This is a genomic window from Methylobacterium sp. HMF5984, from assembly GCF_045033435.1.
GTDB lineage: Bacteria > Pseudomonadota > Alphaproteobacteria > Rhizobiales > Beijerinckiaceae > Methylobacterium.
The window spans coordinates 2,227,975-2,242,864 of record NZ_JBJFLN010000001.1 but is presented as its reverse complement, the minus strand read 5'-3'; the positions used below and the strand labels follow the sequence as shown (position 1 = coordinate 2,242,864).

The window sequence follows — 14,890 nt, the reverse complement described above, 5'->3', positions numbered from 1 at the left end:
GTCGCGGGATGCGGGGTCAGACCTCCGAACGGCCCGTCGTCGAGGCCCCGTATATGGCAAGGCCGGCATCCGACGCGAGGGGCGGCTCCGCGCGTGTTGGAGCGTGGCAGATCCGCCGCGCCCGCACGCCGCGCTTCGGGAACCTGCATCGACGGCCTCGCGAAGACCGGTGTTCGTCACTACGTTCGGGCGTGACGGGACCGTGCCGATTCGGTCCGCGGCGGCCTTCGGTCGTCGCCTCGATGCCTTTGCCGGAGCGCTGCCTTGACCCGCCCTCGCCTCACGCTCGCCGCCGGCCTTCTCGGCGCCGCCGTCCTTCCCGTCCTGGCCTTGCCGGTCCTGGCCGAGCAGCCCCCGCCGCCGGCCTCGACGGCGCCCTCGCCCGCGGTGACGGACCCGCTCCCGACCACGACCGCGCCGAACCCGCCCGCCGATCCGAACAAGTCGTCCGCGCCCGCGCCCGAGAAGGCGATCACGTCGCCGACCCTGCCGTCGGCGCCCGCTCCCGCGCCGGCACCGCCTCAGGCGCAGGCACCGTCCCCGGCTCCGGCCTCCGGGCGGAAGACCCTGGTGGAGACCCCGGCCAACGCCGACGACGTCGACGCGGTGACGCTGCCGGCCAAGCCCGCCGCGATCCTGTCCGGCAAGGCGAAGTGGGAGGAGGCTGTGCCGAGCCTGAAGGAGGCCTTCGCCAAGATCGAGGCGGACCTCGCCAAGGCTGGCATCGCCGCGACCGGGCGCCCGCTCGCGGTCTTCACCCGCACCGACGACGACGGCTTCGTCTACGAGGCGATGATCCCGGTGGCCTCCGCCCCCGAGCCCGCGCCGAGCGCCGCCGACGGCCTGCACTTCGGCACGACGCCCTCCGGCAAGGCCCTGCGCTTCCCACACAAGGGCTCCTACGACGACATCGACGGCACCTACGAGACCCTGACGACCTACCTCGACGCCAAGGACATCGTCGTCCAGGACCGCTTCATCGAGGAGTACGTCACCGACCTCAACGACAAGGCCGACGACAAGCTCGACGTGAACATCTACGCGCTGACGCGGTAACGTCGACGCGCCGACGCGGGGGACCTGCGACGTCGCACGGGCGGAACCGGCGGGAATCCTCGCGGATTCCGCCCTCATGCCCAGCGCGAACCGCCACGACCTCTTCGCCGCCGAACGTCCGCCGCGCCCCACCGCCGCGGTCCCAGAGGACGCGCCCGCCGACCTCGCGGCGAAGGCGCTCGAGATCCACCGCAGGCTGTGCCCGGTCTACGGCTGCCCGATCCCGTATTTCCACAGCCTCGACCCGCTTTCGGAGCTGGTGTCGTCGCTGCTCTCGCACCGCACCCGCAACGCCGATTCGGGCCGCGCGTTCAAGGCGCTGCGCGCCCGCTATCCCGACTGGGCGGACATGCTCGTCGCGCCGGTGGAGGCGATCGAGGACACCATCCGCGGCGTGACCTGGCCGGAGCTGAAGGCGCCGCGCATCCAGGCCGTGCTCCGGGCGGTCGAGGCGCGCCGCGGCAGCCTGTCCCTCGCCTTCCTGGCCGACATGCCGATCGAGGCGGCGCGCACCTGGCTCGAGGCGATCCCCGGGGTCGGGCCGAAGACCAGCGCGGCGGTGCTGTCGTTCTCGGTGCTGCGCATGGCGGCGCTGCCGGTGGACAGCCACCACCACCGCGTCGCCCAGCGCCTCGGGCTGATCGGCGCGAAGGTGGATGTCGGCCCCTCGCACCCGATCCTGCGGGCGCAGCTTCCGGCCGACTGGTCGGCGCAGGACCTCTACGACAACCACGAGATCCTGATGCTGCACGGCCAGCAGGTCTGCCACCACCGCAAGCCCGCCTGCGGCCGCTGCGTGCTGCTCGACCTCTGCCCGAGCGCGCAAGGCGCCTATCGCGAGCCCTAGCAGCCCTCGCCTTGACCGGTTCGTCCCCCGGGTGCCAGAAACCCGGCCTTCCAGGGACGCGAGATCGCCTCGGCCCGGCATTCGAGGGACCGCGCCGATGGCCGCGTTCAAGGAACTGGTGTTCTCGGGCGTGCAGCCGACGGGCAACCTGCATCTCGGCAACTACCTCGGCGCGATCAAGCGCTTCGTCGAGATGCAGGCGCGCGAGGCGCAGTGTCTGTACTGCGTCGTCGACCTGCACGCGATCACCCTGTGGCAGGACCCGGAGGCGCTCAAAGGCCAGATCCGCGAGGTCACGGCCGCCTTCCTGGCCGCCGGCATCGATCCGAAGCGCTCGATCGTGTTCAACCAGAGCCAGGTGCCGCAGCACGCCGAGCTCGCCTGGGTTTTCAACTGCGTCGCGCGGCTCGGCTGGCTCAACCGGATGACCCAGTTCAAGGACAAGGCCGGCAAGGACCGCGAGGCGGCCTCGATCGGCCTGTACGACTATCCTGTGCTGATGGCGGCTGACATCCTGGCCTACCGCGCGACGCACGTGCCGGTGGGCGAGGACCAGAAGCAGCACCTCGAATTGACCCGCGACATCGCGCAGAAGTTCAACACCGACTTCGCCGGCTCGATCGCCGCGCACGGGCACGATGCGGGCGCCGGGTTCTTCCCGATCACCGAGCCGCTGATCGGGGGACCTGCCGCCCGCGTGATGAGCCTGCGCGACGGCACCAAGAAGATGTCGAAGTCCGATGCCTCGGACAATTCGCGCATCAACCTCACCGACGATGCCGACGCGATCGCCAGCAAGGTGCGCCGGGCCAAGACCGACCCGGACGCCCTCCCCTCGGAGGTCGCGGGCCTCGCCGGCCGGCCGGAGGCCGACAACCTCGTCGGCATCTTCGCCGGGCTCAACGGCACGACGCGCGACGCGGTGCTGGCCGATCACGGCGGCGCGCAGTTCTCCGCCTTCAAGGGCGCGCTGGTCGAGCTCGCCGTCGAGACGCTGGCGCCGATCGCCACCGAGATGAAGCGCCTGACCGCCGACACCGCCCACATCGACGCGGTGCTGGCCGACGGCGCCGAGCGCGCCGAGGCGATCGCCGCGCCGACCCTCGACGCGGTCAAGGACATCGTCGGCTTCGTCCGCCGCACCCGGCTGCGGAGCGTGTGATGGCGATCCGGGCGCTGGTCTTCGACGTCTTCGGCACGCTCGTGGATTGGCGCTCGGGCGTCGCGCGGGAGGCGGAGCGGCTGCTCGCGCCCTACGCGGCGGCGCTCGACGGCGGCGCCTTCGCCGATGCGTGGCGGGCGCGCTACGGGCCGTCGATGGAGACGGTGCGGTCGGGCGCCCGCGCCTACGTCGACCTCGACGCGCTGCAGGGCGAGTCGCTGCCGGAGGTGCTCGCCGCCTTCGGGATCGCCGGGGTTCCCGAGGCCGTCCGGGCCGAGCTCGTCCAGGCCTGGCATCGGCTCGACGCCTGGCCGGAGGTGCCGGAGGCGCTGGCGCGCCTGCGGATCGGCCACCTGCTCGCGCCGGTCTCGAACGGGCCTGTCCGGCTGATGGTCGACCTGGCGCGGCGCAACAGGCTGGGGTTCGATGCGATCCTCGGCGCAGGCTATTCCCGCGACTACAAGCCGAAGCCGACCCTTTATCGCGACGCCGTCGCGGCTTTCGGCTTCGCGGCCTCCGAGACCCTGATGGTCGCGGCGCATTCGAGCGATCTCGCGGCGGCCGCGCAGCACGGGCTGGCGACCGCCCACGTCGCCCGTCCGCGCGAGCACGGGCCGGCCGGCGGCGAGACGGCGCCGAGCGTGCCGGTGACCTTCGCGGCCGCCGACCTCGCCGACCTCGCGCGCCAGCTCGGCGCCTGAGGCCTAAGCCTCGCCGCGGGCGACCAGCGCCTGGTATTCCGGAACCTCCAGGCGGCCTTCCTTGGCGACGCGGGCCTTGTCCGCGTCGGAGATCACGTCGCCGGCGAGATCGAGGCGCTTCCACGCGGCCAGCGGCGTCTCCCTGCCGGGGGTGGGGACGTACTTGTTCTGCGCGACCTTCTCGTACTTGTGGATGTAGCGCGGGCAGTTGACCCAGATCTTCACCACGTCGACGCGCACGAGGTACTTGGCCTCGGTGTAGCGCGCCATCAGCGGGTCGTCGCGCAGCAGCGTGGCGGTGCCCTGAACGCGGATGCGGTGCGGCGTCTCGAAGTCGATGAACAGCAGCCCGACCTTGGCCTGCCCCTCGATGTTGCCCATCGAATAGAACATCCCGTTGCCGTCGAAGCCGGGGAACACCAGGGTGTGGTCGTCCAGCACCTTCACGAAGCCGGGGCTGCCGCCCTTGTACGAGACGGTCGGCATGCCGTCGGGATCGACGGTCGACAGGAAGAACATGTCGCGCGAGCTGATGAAGGCCGCCTCGTCGTCCTGGATCGTCTCGTGCACCCATTGGATGTCGAGGCGGTCGGCGAGCTTGGTGGTCTTGAATTCCTGCTGGAGCGCGCGGTGCGCGTCCGAATAGAGCGAGGCCATGGTTTCCTCCTGAGCCGGCCGAGCCTCCGCGATCCTTGCGTCGCCGAGTTGTCCCGGAATTTCGCGGCGGCACTGTCCCCTCAAACGTCCGCGCGGGCAATTGCCGCGTTTGGCCGGCGCATGAAAAAGGCCGGCCCCGCTTCCACGGGGCCGGCCTTCCTCGTCGACGGTCGTCGGGGACGGCGCGACCGAAGGTCCGAAGAGAATCAGTTCTTGGTCTTGTCGACCAGCGCCTTCTCGGAGATCCACGGCATCATCCCGCGGAGCTTGGCGCCGACCTCCTCGATCGGGTGACGGGCGAGCTTGGCGCGGGTGGCCTTGAACGAGGTCTGGCCGACCTTGTTCTCCAGCATCCAGTTGCGGGTGAAGATGCCCGACTGGATGTCGTCCAGGACGCGCTTCATCTCGGCCTTGGTCTCGGACGTGACGATGCGCGGGCCGGTGACGTACTCGCCGTACTCGGCGGTGTTCGAGATCGAGTAGTTCATGTTGGCGATGCCGCCCTCGTAGATGAGGTCGACGATGAGCTTCACCTCGTGCAGGCACTCGAAATAGGCCATCTCGGGGGCGTAGCCCGCCTCGACCAGGGTCTCGAAGCCGGCCTTGATCAGCTCGACGAGGCCGCCGCACAGCACGGCCTGCTCGCCGAAGAGATCGGTCTCGCACTCTTCCTTGAAGGTGGTCTCGATGATGCCGGCACGTCCTCCGCCGTTGGCCGAGGCGTAGGACAGGCCGAGGTCGTGGGCGTTGCCCGAGGCGTCCTGGGCGATGGCGATCAGGGTCGGCACGCCGCCGCCCTTGAGGTACTCGCCGCGGACCGTGTGGCCGGGGCCCTTCGGGGCGACCATCAGCACGTCGAGGTCGGGACGCGGCTCGATCAGGTTGAAGTGCACGTTGAGGCCGTGGGCGAACAGGAGGGCGGCGCCCTGCTTCATGTTCGGCTCCAGCGACTCCTTGTAGATGTCGCCCTGCAGCTCGTCGGGGGTGAGCATCATCACGACGTCGGCCCACTTGGCGGCCTCGGCGACCGACATCACCTTGAAGCCCTGGCCTTCCGCCTTCTTGGCGGTGGCCGAGCCCTCGCGCAGCGCGATGGCGATGTCCTTCACGCCGGAATCGCGTAGGTTGAGCGCGTGGGCATGGCCCTGGCTGCCGTAGCCGACGATGACGACCTTCTTGCCCTTGATCAGGTTCAGGTCGGCGTCGCGATCGTAGTAGACCCGCATGATGTGTGTCCTCTCTCGTGAAGGGGTTGTGGTTAGCGCTTGGGCTGGCCGTAGAGGGCCAGGAACTGCTCCACCGCCCGGGCGGCGTCGCGTCTGATCTCGGCGGCGTCGAAGACGATCGCATCGCCGAGCAGAAGTCTGATCTGCACGTCGCGGCCGACGAGGCCGAAGAAGGTCCGGAAGGCGCTCTCGCTGTCGTCGAAGGCGAGAAGCCCCGCCGCGCGGCCGGCCTCCAGCACCGGCTTCAGGCGGTCGCCGATCGCGAAGCGCCCGTTGGCGAGCACGATGCTGCCGAGGTTGCTCTTCCGAGACGCCGCGTCGCCGATGGCGATGCGGTTCAGGGCGATCGAGGCCCGGCTCGAGATCACGCCGAGCCAGGTCGTCGCGAAATCGCGAAGGCTCTCGCTCAGGGCGGCGACGTCGAGCGCGCGGGCCTCGTACTGCCCGGCACGCACGCGCGAGGCCTGCCATTGCACCGTCGCGGTCAGCAGGCCGTCGCGGTCCCGGAACCACTTGTACAGCGTCTCCTTCGAGCAGCTCGCCCGGCGCGCGACCGCATCCATGGTGAGCTGGTCGCCCTCCTCCACCATCAGGTCCAGGACCGCATCGAGCACGGCCTGCTGGCGGACCGAGGGGGTCGCGTCGTGGATCGCCGAGCCTGCTGCCATCGGGTGCCGAGCCGTACCGTACCGTACGGTTCGCCTGATAGGGCGATTCGGTGGCGGCCGCAAGGTGTCCAGTCGCAGGCGCGCGTCAGGCGGGAAGCGGCAGGCCCTCGCGGGCGAAGACGGCCTGCACGGCCGGCCGCTCGGCCATCGTGCGGGCGTGGGCGGTCCAGGACGGGAAGCGGGCCGACATGTCGAACCGCAGCGTCGGGCCGCGGGCCCAGACCCAGAACACCATCAGGTAGGCGTCGACCACGCTGTAGCGATCCTGCACAGCCCAGCCGCCGTTCGAGAGCCGGACCTCGGTCATCGTGCAGAGGTCGCCGAACGTGTCGGCCGCCTTGGCTCGGATGCCGGGCAGCGCCGCCTCGTCGTCGCTGTAGCGCTCCGGCCGGCGGATATGGGCGTAGGCCGGGTGATGGTTGATCGAGAGCCAGCACAGCCACTCGTCGGCCACCGCCTGCGCCTGCAGGTCCTCGGGCCAGAGCCTCGCCTCCGGGTGCGCGCGGGCGACGTGGCGCAGGATCGCCGAATTCTCGGTGAGGACCCAGTCGCCCGCGACCAGGGCCGGCACCCGGCCGCGCTCGTTGATCGCGAGGTATTCCGGCGCGCGCTGGTCGCCGGCGGCGAGGTCGAGGCGCACGGTGTCGTAGGGCGCGCCCGCCTCCTCCAGCGCGATGTGCGCGGCGAGCGAGCAGGCGCCGGGGGCGTAGTAGAGGGTGGTCATGGGCGCGCGCTTGTCTCCGCCGCATCGCCGATGCGCACGCCGATGAGAGCGGCCAGCTTCGAGCGGACTTCCTGCAGGATGGGGGCGGGAACGGCTCCGAGAGACCGGAGCGTTCGGGCCTTTCGATCGATCGAGCGAGAATGATCGACGAGGATCGCCCCCGCCGCGCCGACGCCGTCGGGCAGGAGAACTTTCGTCGGCCAGGGATCGAGGTTCCGTGTGATCGGGCAGATGATGATCCGTCGGGTCAGCGTGTTCATCTCGAGGGTCGAAACGATCAGGGCCGGACGTCGCCCGCGCTGCTCGGTCCCAAGGACAGGATCGAGGTCGACGAGGATCAAGTAGCCGGGGCGGAGGATGCGTTCAGCGGGGATCGTCGTCATCGATGATCTCGGAGCCGACATCCGGCCCCCAATCGACGGTCGGAGGCTCGAAGTCGGGTCCGAGCCGCCGCATCTCCGCGGCCATCTCGGCCATCGTGTAGATCGGGAAACCGTTCACGAAGCGCCGCGCGGGCTCGGAAGCGGATGCGACCCGGACAGGATGGATCTCGACGTCCTGGCCGACCACCAACCCGAGTTCGCGCACGTCGTCTTCCGACACCGCGAGGACGAGGTCGTCCCCTTTTCGTTCGAGCCGTGCCCGCATCCCCAGCCCTCCGGCATCGCGACGGCACCTTAGCACCGTCGGCGGAAATCCGTCACATCGGGTCGGCGCCGCGGCCCATCGCGGCGATGCCGGTGCGGGAGATCTCGACGAGGCCGAGCACGGTCATCAGGCGGATGAAGCGGTCGATCTCCTCGGTCGCGCCGGTCAGCTCGAACACGAAGGAGGTCAGCGTCGCGTCGAGCGTCTTGGCGCCGAAGGCGGCGGCGAGCCGGAGCGCCTCGCCGCGATGCTCGCCCTGCCCCGCCACCTTCACCAGGCAGAGCTCGCGCTCAAGCGCGCTGCCCTGGAGGGTCAGGTCGACGACCCGGTGCACCGGCACGAGACGGTCGAGCTGCGCCTTGATCTGGTCGATCACCGCGTTGGTGCCGGCGGTGACGATGGTGATGCGCGAGAGATGGCGCGCCTCCTCCGTCTCCGACACCGTCAGGCTCTCGATGTTGTAGCCGCGTCCCGAGAACATCCCGGAGATGCGCGCGAGCACGCCCGGCTCGTTGTCGACGATCACGGCGAGGGTGTGCCGGTTGACGGCCTCGATCCGGCCGGCATCGGGGTAGTGGGTGTTCATGGCGTTCATCGCGGGGCGCGTCCTCGTCGTCCAGTTCGTTCGATCCGCGGTCTCGCACCCCTGGCGCGAGGCAAGCGCGGCTGCGCGTCGCCGCCGAGGCGGCGGACCGCAGCCCGACCCCAGGGTCGGGCTGCCACCAAGAGGCTACACCAGCATCTTGCCTTCCTCGGAGATCACGTCGCCGATCTCCATGCCGGTCTCGCCGAGATAGTCGGAGAGCAGCATCTCGTTGTGCGCCTTGCCCGACGGGATCATCGGGAAGCAGTTCTCCTTCTTGTCGACGATGCAGTCGAACACGACCGGCCCGTCGTAGTCGAGCATCGCGGCGATCGACGCGTCGAGGTCGCCCGGCTTGTCGCAGCGGATGCCCTTGGCGCCGTAGGCCTCCGCCAGCTTGACGAAGTCCGGCAGGCTCTCCGAGTAGCTCTGCGAGTAGCGCGAGCCGTGCAGCAGCTCCTGCCACTGGCGCACCATGCCCATGTACTCGTTGTTCAGGATGAAGATCTTGACCGGCAGGCGGTACTGCACCGCGGTCGAGAGCTCCTGCATGTTCATCAGGATCGAGGCTTCGCCCGCGATATCGATGACCAGGCCCTTGGGATGGGCCAGCTGCGTGCCGATGGCCGCGGGCAGGCCGTAGCCCATGGTGCCGAGGCCGCCCGACGTCATCCAGCGGTTCGGCTCCTCGAACTTGAAGTACTGCGCCGCCCACATCTGGTGCTGGCCGACCTCGGTGGTGATGTAGGTCTCGCGGTCCTTGCACGCCTCGTAGAGGCGCTGCACCGCGTGCTGCGGCTTGATGATCGTGCCCGAGGGCCAGTAGGCGAGGCACTCGCGCGCCCGCCAGGTGCGGATCTTGGCAAACCACCCGTCGAGGTTGGACTTCTCGGGCTGAGCCGGGAGGGCGCGCCATGCCTCCAGCATGTCGGCGAGCACGGATCCGCAATCGCCGACGATGCCGACGTCGACCTTGACCACCTTGTTGATCGAGGAGGCGTCGACGTCGATGTGGATTTTCTTCGAGAACGGCGAGAACGCGTCGAGCCGGCCGGTGATGCGGTCGTCGAACCGCGCGCCGACGCAGATCATCACGTCGCACTCGTGCATCGCGAGGTTGGCCTCGTAGGTGCCGTGCATCCCCAGCATCCCGAGGAACCTGTCGTCGGAGGCCGGGAAGGCGCCCAGGCCCATCAGGGTCGAGGTGACCGGATAGCCCGTCTCGGCGACAAGCTCGCGCAGCAGGCGCGAGGCCTCGGGGCCGGAATTGATCACGCCGCCGCCGGTGTAGAAGACCGGGCGGCGCGCCTGCGCCATCAGCTCGACGGCGGCGCGGATCTTGTCCGCATCGCCCTTCACCGCCGGCTTGTAGGTCTTGTGCCCGTCGACCGAGGGACGCTCGTAGAGCCCGCTCGCGAACTGGATGTCCTTGGGCAGGTCGACGACGACGGGGCCGGGGCGGCCGTGAGAGGCGACGTAGAAGGCCTCGTGCAGGATGCGCGGCAGGTCGTCGATCGATTTGACCAGGTAGTTGTGCTTGGTGCAGTGGCGCGTGATGCCGACCGTGTCGCATTCCTGGAACGCGTCGGTGCCGATCAGGTGCGTCGGGACTTGGCCCGTGATGCAGACGAGCGGGATCGAGTCGAGCAGCGCGTCGGTCAGCCCGGTGACGATGTTGGTGGCGCCGGGACCCGAGGTGACGAGCACGCAGCCGACCTTGCCCGACGAGCGGGCATAGCCCTCGGCGGCGTGCACGGCGCCCTGCTCGTGGCGGACCAGCACGTGCTTGACCGCGTCCTGGTGAAAGAGCGCATCGTAGATCGGCAGCACCGCGCCGCCCGGATACCCGAACAGCGTGTCGACACCCTGATCCTGGAACGCCCGGATGACCATCTCGGCCCCGGTCATGACCTCGCCGCCCATCGTCTTCCTCCTGCTCGCCTTGCTGGTCTTCGTCGTCTCGATGTCGTCGATCGGCGCGGGCAACAAAAAAGGGCCCCGCGAGGGACCCTGCATGCGCCACCGCCCGGATCGCGGCCCTGAGATCAGGGCCGCCCCGTCGGTGGCGCTTCCGCTACGATAAGGATCGTCGTCATCGGGATCGATCTCTCGCCCAACGCGGGCCGCCCGCATGGCGCTCCGCGTGAAAAGTGACCGGTATCTTAACGAAGGCCTCGGCGATGGTCAACGGCATTCCGGCGGAGAGCCGGGCCGCCGCGAAGGATCCGGCCTCCGCGAAGCATTTGCCGCAGCCCGCCCCGACGGCGCGCGGCGCGATTGCCCCGCATCGGCGCCCGGCCTATCACCGATCCTCGTCCCCCCTCCCAACGAGCGCGAGAGCACGGAACGCCGGTGGCCCAGCCCGAGACGGCCTCGCTCAGCTACCTGCTCCTCGACGTCGCGGGCACCCCATGCGCGCTGCCGCGATCCGCGGCCGGCGAGGTGCTGCCGCTGCCGGACCTGTTCCGGCCGCCGGCCTGCGGCGGCTGGCTCGCGGGGTTCCTCAACCTCGGCGGAGAGCCGGTTCCGGTGGTTGACCTCGCGCGCCTTCTCGGCCTGCGCGAGGGCGCGCACGACCCGGGCCCCTACGCCCACCTGGTCCTGACGCCGGACGCCGCCGCGGCCTGGCTCGTCGACCGGGTGACCGACCTCGTCGCCGTCGAGGCCGCCGCGATCCGGCCCGTCGCCGCGGGCGCGAGCCTCAACGGCTGCGTCTCCGCCGAGATCGCCCGGGGCGACCGGCTGATCCACGCCCTCGACCCGGCGCGCCTGCTCAGCGCCGAGGAGCGCGCCCGGGTCGGCGACCTGACGCGGGCGGCGAAGGCGCGCCTCGCCGCGCTGCCGGCCGCCTGAGCGGAAGGCGCGGGACCCCATGCGTCGGCCGCCCGGTCCGAGCCCCCACGACGATCCGGGCTACGCGGCCCTCAAGGCGCGGATCATCGCGCGCACCGGCCATCACTACTACGCCGACAAGGACGACCTGCTGTTCGACCGCCTGCGGCGGCGGTTCAAGGCCTGCAACGTCGCCGATGCCGCGGCCTACGACGCGCGCCTGAACGCGGGCGCCGGCGAATGGGCCGCGCTCGAGGCCGAGATCACCATCGGCGAGACCTTCTTCTTCCGCTACGCCGAGCAGTTCACCGCGTTGCGCGAGACCATCCTACCCGGCCTGATCGCCGGGCGCGCGGCCGAGTGCAGCCTCCGGGTCTGGAGCGCCGGCTGCTCGACGGGGGCCGAGCCCTACTCGGTGGCGATCCTGCTGCACCAGCTGCTCGGCCCGGCGCTGGCGGACTGGCGCGTCGCGATCGTCGGCACCGACATCAGCGTCGCCGCCCTCGCCACCGCCCGGGCGGCCGAGTACGGCCGCTGGGCGCTGCGGACGCTGCCGGTCGAGGAGCGCCTGCGCCACTTCCATCGCATCCCGGCGAGCCCCGGGGCGGCCCGCGAGGGCGGCTACGCCCTGCGGCCGGAGTTTCGCCGCATGGTGCGCTTCGAGCGCCAGAACCTGATGAGCCTCGTCGACGGGACGGCGGCCGAGGGTTTCGACGGGTTCGATCTCATTCTCTGCCGCAACGTGCTGATCTACTTCAGCGCCGAGACCGTCGCCGCGATCGTGCGGGCGCTGGGCCGCCGCCTGCGGCCCGGCGGCTGGCTGCTGATCGGCCATGCGGAGCCCCATCCGGCCTTCGCGGGCTGGCTCGATGCGGTGAACCTCCCCGGCACGGTCGCCTATCGCCGCCCGCTCGAATCGGCGTCCCCGCCGGCGGTTCCCGAGCCTGCCGAGCCGGCCGGGCTCGAGCGTCCGCCCGCCGCCACTCCCATCCAACCCGGTCCGGCTCTCGAGGCGCTGCTCGCGGTGCCTGCCGGAGACGCCGTCGCCGAAGCGATCCGTCCGGTGCCGGCGGCGAGCGCTCCGGCCGTCATCGACGAGACGGCGGAGGACGTGGCGCGCACGATCCGCATGCTGGCCGATTCCGGCGACACCGGCGCGGCGTGGCGCCTCCTGCGGAACGCGCTCGCCGCGCGGCCGACCGATGCGTCCCTTCGGCTCTACGAGGGCCTGCTCGCGCTCGGGTTCGGCCGCGAGGCCGAAGCCGAGCGGGCCTTCCGCGGCGCGCTCTACCTCGATCGCGGCTACGTGATGGCCCATTACCATCTCGGCCTGCTGCTCGGAGCCCTCGGACGGACCGCCGACGCCCGCCGGGCGCTGGACAATGCGGTCGCCTTGAGCCAAGCGCTGCCGCCGGATGCGGCGTTGCCCGAGGGCGACGGGGCGCGTGCCGGGGAGATCGCCCTGAGCGCGGCCGCGATCCGCGACGGCATCGGAACGGGGGCGGCGTGAACGCGGCGGATCGCCAGATGGAACGGGGCGACGGCCGGCACGGGCGCGAGGCGGCGCTGCGCGCGGACCGCACGGCCGCCCTCGCCCGGCGCGGGGCGACGGCGCGCGAAGCCGCGCCGGTCGAGGCCCATCTCGTCTGCGCCTGCGGCCCGGAGCGCTTCGGCCTGCCCCTCGCCGACGTCGCGCGGGTGGTGCCCATGCGATCATGCACGCCCGTGCCGGGCGCGCCGCCCGCGATCCTCGGCCTCGTCGCCCTGTCCGGACGGATCGTCAGCGTCGTCGGCCTCGCCCGCGCGCTCGGCCGCCCGGGCGCGGACCGCGTCGAAGGCGGCCACCTCGTCGTCCTTCGCACGGCCGCGACGCCGACCGCGCTCGCCGTCGACCGCGTGCTGGGGCTCGCTCACCTCGCCGAGGCCGCCGCGGCGGAGGGCGGATTCGGCGGCGAAGCGGTTTCGCGCTATGCCGCGGCCGATCCCGGCCCGTCCGGCCTCGGCGACTTCGTCGTCATCGACCTGCCGCAGCTGCTGCGGCGCACCCTGCCTTGAGGCGCGAGACGCGCGCGATCCACGAAGCCGCCCGACCCGGAGCATCAGCCGCCTTGTCGATCTCGATCGGAAAACGGATCCTCCTCGGCTTCACGGCCGTGACGGTGGTGCTGATCGCCCTCGGCCTCTACGCGATCGGCCAGATCGGCTCGGTCCGCGACGCCACCGACACCATCGTCGCCCGCGACCTCGCGGTGCTGCGCCAGCTCGACATCCTCGGCAACCAGACGCGCGACCTCGGCATCCTGCGCCGCAACGCGGTGATCGCCACGCTGATGAAGGCGCAAGGGCAGCCCATGCGCGACGAGGACGTCCTCACCACCTGGCGTCGCACGGCCGCATCGACCGACGCGCTCTTCGACGACCTGATCCGCGAGGCCGACGCCTACCGCGCCCGCGCCCTCTCGGTGGATCGGACGACCGCCTGGGACCGCCTGCACGGCGTCTTGAGGGAGGCCGTCGCGATCTATCGCCCGTACCGGGATGCGAGCGAGGCGCAGCTCGTGGCCGCGGTCGGCGGCGACGTCACCGGCGTCGAGGCCCGCAACGCCGAGATCGGCCGCGCCTACGAGGCCACCATCGCCGCCGTCGAGCGCACCCGCGTCGCCCTCGACGAGAGCATCGCCGTGGGTCAGCGCGGGATCGGCGCGATCCACGAGCGCTCGCGGCTCTCGATCCTGCTGACGCTGCTCGCCAGCGTCCTCCTGGCGATCCTCGTCACGATCCTGATCAGCCGCGCGGTGGTGCGGCCGCTGGAGAGCGTGATGGCGTTCGCCGAGACGGTCGGCGGCGGCGATCTGTCCCGGACGCTGCAGGTTCGCGGCGGCGACGAGATCGGCCGGCTGTCCCGTGCGCTGAACGGGATGGTCTCTGGGCTTGCGGACTTGGCCCGGACGAACCGTGCGGCGACGTCGGACCTGAACGCGGCGGCGGCCGAGATCCGCGCCTCGGCGCAGGAGCAGGCGGCCTCGGTGGAGGAGCAGTTCGCGGCGGTGCAGGAGACGGCGGCGACGGTGGACGAGATCACCCATTCGGGCGCGCAGATCACGAAGCGGGCCGGCGAGGTGATCGCCACCGCCCAGGCCACGGCCCAGACCTCGCGCCAGGGCCTGCGCGCGGTGGCCGACACGGCGCGGGCGATGGACGCGATCCGCGAGCAGGCGGAGGCGGTGGCCGGCAACATCGTGACGCTGTCGGAGAAGACCCAGACGATCGGCGACATCATCGAGACGGTCAACGACATCTCGGAGCGCACGCACCTGCTGGCGCTCAACGCCGCGATCGAGGCGGCGGCGGCCGGGGAGAGCGGGCGCAGCTTCGCGGTGGTGGCCTCGGAGATGAAGCTTCTGGCCGACCAGGCCAAGGCGGCCACCCTGCAGGTGCGCGGCATCCTTTCGGAGATCCAGCGCGGCATCAACACCTCGGTGATGCTGACGGAGGAGGCGGTCAAGCGGGCGGCCACCGGCAAGGCGCGCTCCGACACGACCCAGCGCACGATCGAGGAGATCACCGGGCGGGTGGAGGAGAACGTGCAGACCTTCCAGCAGATCGTGGCGTCGACCAACCAGCAGCAGCTCGGCATCGAGCAGGTGATGGGCGCCCTGCAGAACATCCGCCAGGCGAGCCAGCAGACCGCCGCCGGCACCCGCGAGGTCGAGGCGGCCTCGGCCAACCTCACCGAGCTCGCAGGAGCCCTCATGGCCCTCGCCGAACGCTACCGGCATTGACCGG

General features: G+C 71.1%; 16 protein-coding genes. 8 read left to right on the top strand and 8 right to left on the bottom strand.

Going from position 1 to position 14,890, the window contains the following annotated elements:
• Nucleotides 1–264 precede the first annotated feature (264 nt).
• The 4 genes from ACFZ8E_RS10770 (at nt 265) to ACFZ8E_RS10755 (ending at nt 3,766) form a co-directional block, all read left to right on the top strand.
• Nucleotides 265–1,056, top strand: a complete 792-nt coding sequence (locus tag ACFZ8E_RS10770) for a GyrI-like domain-containing protein (protein ID WP_405042757.1) — start codon at nt 265–267, stop codon at nt 1,054–1,056.
• A gap of 76 nt (nt 1,057–1,132) precedes the next feature.
• The gene (nth, locus tag ACFZ8E_RS10765) at nt 1,133–1,903 is read left to right on the top strand and encodes an endonuclease III domain-containing protein (protein ID WP_405042756.1); all 771 of its coding nucleotides are present in this window, start codon (nt 1,133–1,135) and stop codon (nt 1,901–1,903) included.
• Between the two features lie 97 nt (nt 1,904–2,000).
• On the top strand, nt 2,001–3,065 hold the full coding sequence (trpS, locus tag ACFZ8E_RS10760; protein WP_405042755.1) for a tryptophan--tRNA ligase: 1,065 nt from the start codon (nt 2,001–2,003) through the stop codon (nt 3,063–3,065).
• Nucleotides 3,065–3,766 (top strand): haloacid dehalogenase type II, encoded by a 702-nt coding sequence (locus ACFZ8E_RS10755; RefSeq protein ID WP_244031460.1) that lies wholly within the window; start codon nt 3,065–3,067, stop codon nt 3,764–3,766. Before trpS ends, ACFZ8E_RS10755 begins: the two co-directional genes overlap by 1 nt.
• Nucleotides 3,767–3,769: 3 nt before the next feature.
• Here the strand turns inward: ACFZ8E_RS10755 and ACFZ8E_RS10750 are convergent, their stop codons facing one another.
• The 8 genes from ACFZ8E_RS10750 to ACFZ8E_RS10715 all read right to left on the bottom strand — a co-directional run bounded on the left by ACFZ8E_RS10750 (nt 3,770) and on the right by ACFZ8E_RS10715 (nt 10,195).
• Entirely contained in the window at nt 3,770–4,423 is a 654-nt protein-coding gene (locus ACFZ8E_RS10750) for a pyridoxamine 5'-phosphate oxidase family protein (RefSeq protein WP_405042754.1), read from the bottom strand.
• 206 nt (nt 4,424–4,629) lie between these two features.
• Nucleotides 4,630–5,649, bottom strand: a complete 1,020-nt coding sequence (gene ilvC / locus ACFZ8E_RS10745) for a ketol-acid reductoisomerase (protein ID WP_147727987.1) — start codon at nt 5,647–5,649, stop codon at nt 4,630–4,632.
• 32 nt (nt 5,650–5,681) lie between these two features.
• Complete coding sequence (locus ACFZ8E_RS10740; protein WP_405042753.1) at nt 5,682–6,317, bottom strand: TetR/AcrR family transcriptional regulator C-terminal domain-containing protein; 636 nt, start codon at nt 6,315–6,317, stop codon at nt 5,682–5,684.
• An 85-nt stretch (nt 6,318–6,402) separates the two neighbouring features.
• Complete coding sequence (locus ACFZ8E_RS10735; protein ID WP_405042752.1) at nt 6,403–7,041, bottom strand: glutathione S-transferase family protein; 639 nt, start codon at nt 7,039–7,041, stop codon at nt 6,403–6,405.
• Nucleotides 7,038–7,424 (bottom strand): type II toxin-antitoxin system PemK/MazF family toxin, encoded by a 387-nt coding sequence (locus tag ACFZ8E_RS10730; RefSeq protein ID WP_405042751.1) that lies wholly within the window; start codon nt 7,422–7,424, stop codon nt 7,038–7,040. The genes ACFZ8E_RS10735 and ACFZ8E_RS10730 overlap by 4 nt, the downstream gene beginning before the upstream one ends.
• Entirely contained in the window at nt 7,405–7,689 is a 285-nt protein-coding gene (locus ACFZ8E_RS10725) for a MazF family transcriptional regulator (protein ID WP_147727991.1), read from the bottom strand. The genes ACFZ8E_RS10730 and ACFZ8E_RS10725 overlap by 20 nt, the downstream gene beginning before the upstream one ends.
• 52 nt (nt 7,690–7,741) lie before the next feature.
• Entirely contained in the window at nt 7,742–8,284 is a 543-nt protein-coding gene (ilvN, locus tag ACFZ8E_RS10720) for an acetolactate synthase small subunit (RefSeq protein WP_147727992.1), read from the bottom strand.
• A gap of 135 nt (nt 8,285–8,419) precedes the next feature.
• On the bottom strand, nt 8,420–10,195 hold the full coding sequence (locus ACFZ8E_RS10715) for an acetolactate synthase 3 large subunit (protein ID WP_147843875.1): 1,776 nt from the start codon (nt 10,193–10,195) through the stop codon (nt 8,420–8,422).
• A gap of 429 nt (nt 10,196–10,624) precedes the next feature.
• Between ACFZ8E_RS10715 and ACFZ8E_RS10710 the strand changes: the two genes are divergently transcribed.
• Genes ACFZ8E_RS10710 through ACFZ8E_RS10695 form a run of 4 tightly spaced genes read left to right on the top strand, consistent with a single transcriptional unit; the run spans nt 10,625 to nt 14,886 of the window.
• Entirely contained in the window at nt 10,625–11,125 is a 501-nt protein-coding gene (locus ACFZ8E_RS10710) for a chemotaxis protein CheW (protein WP_405042750.1), read from the top strand.
• 19 nt (nt 11,126–11,144) lie between these two features.
• Nucleotides 11,145–12,614, top strand: a complete 1,470-nt coding sequence (locus ACFZ8E_RS10705; RefSeq protein ID WP_405042749.1) for a CheR family methyltransferase — start codon at nt 11,145–11,147, stop codon at nt 12,612–12,614.
• Between the two features lie 17 nt (nt 12,615–12,631).
• Nucleotides 12,632–13,159, top strand: coding sequence for a chemotaxis protein CheW (locus ACFZ8E_RS10700; RefSeq protein WP_243988116.1), 528 nt, complete (start codon nt 12,632–12,634; stop codon nt 13,157–13,159).
• A gap of 53 nt (nt 13,160–13,212) precedes the next feature.
• On the top strand, nt 13,213–14,886 hold the full coding sequence (locus ACFZ8E_RS10695) for a methyl-accepting chemotaxis protein (protein ID WP_405042748.1): 1,674 nt from the start codon (nt 13,213–13,215) through the stop codon (nt 14,884–14,886).
• Nucleotides 14,887–14,890: the final 4 nt, after the last annotated feature.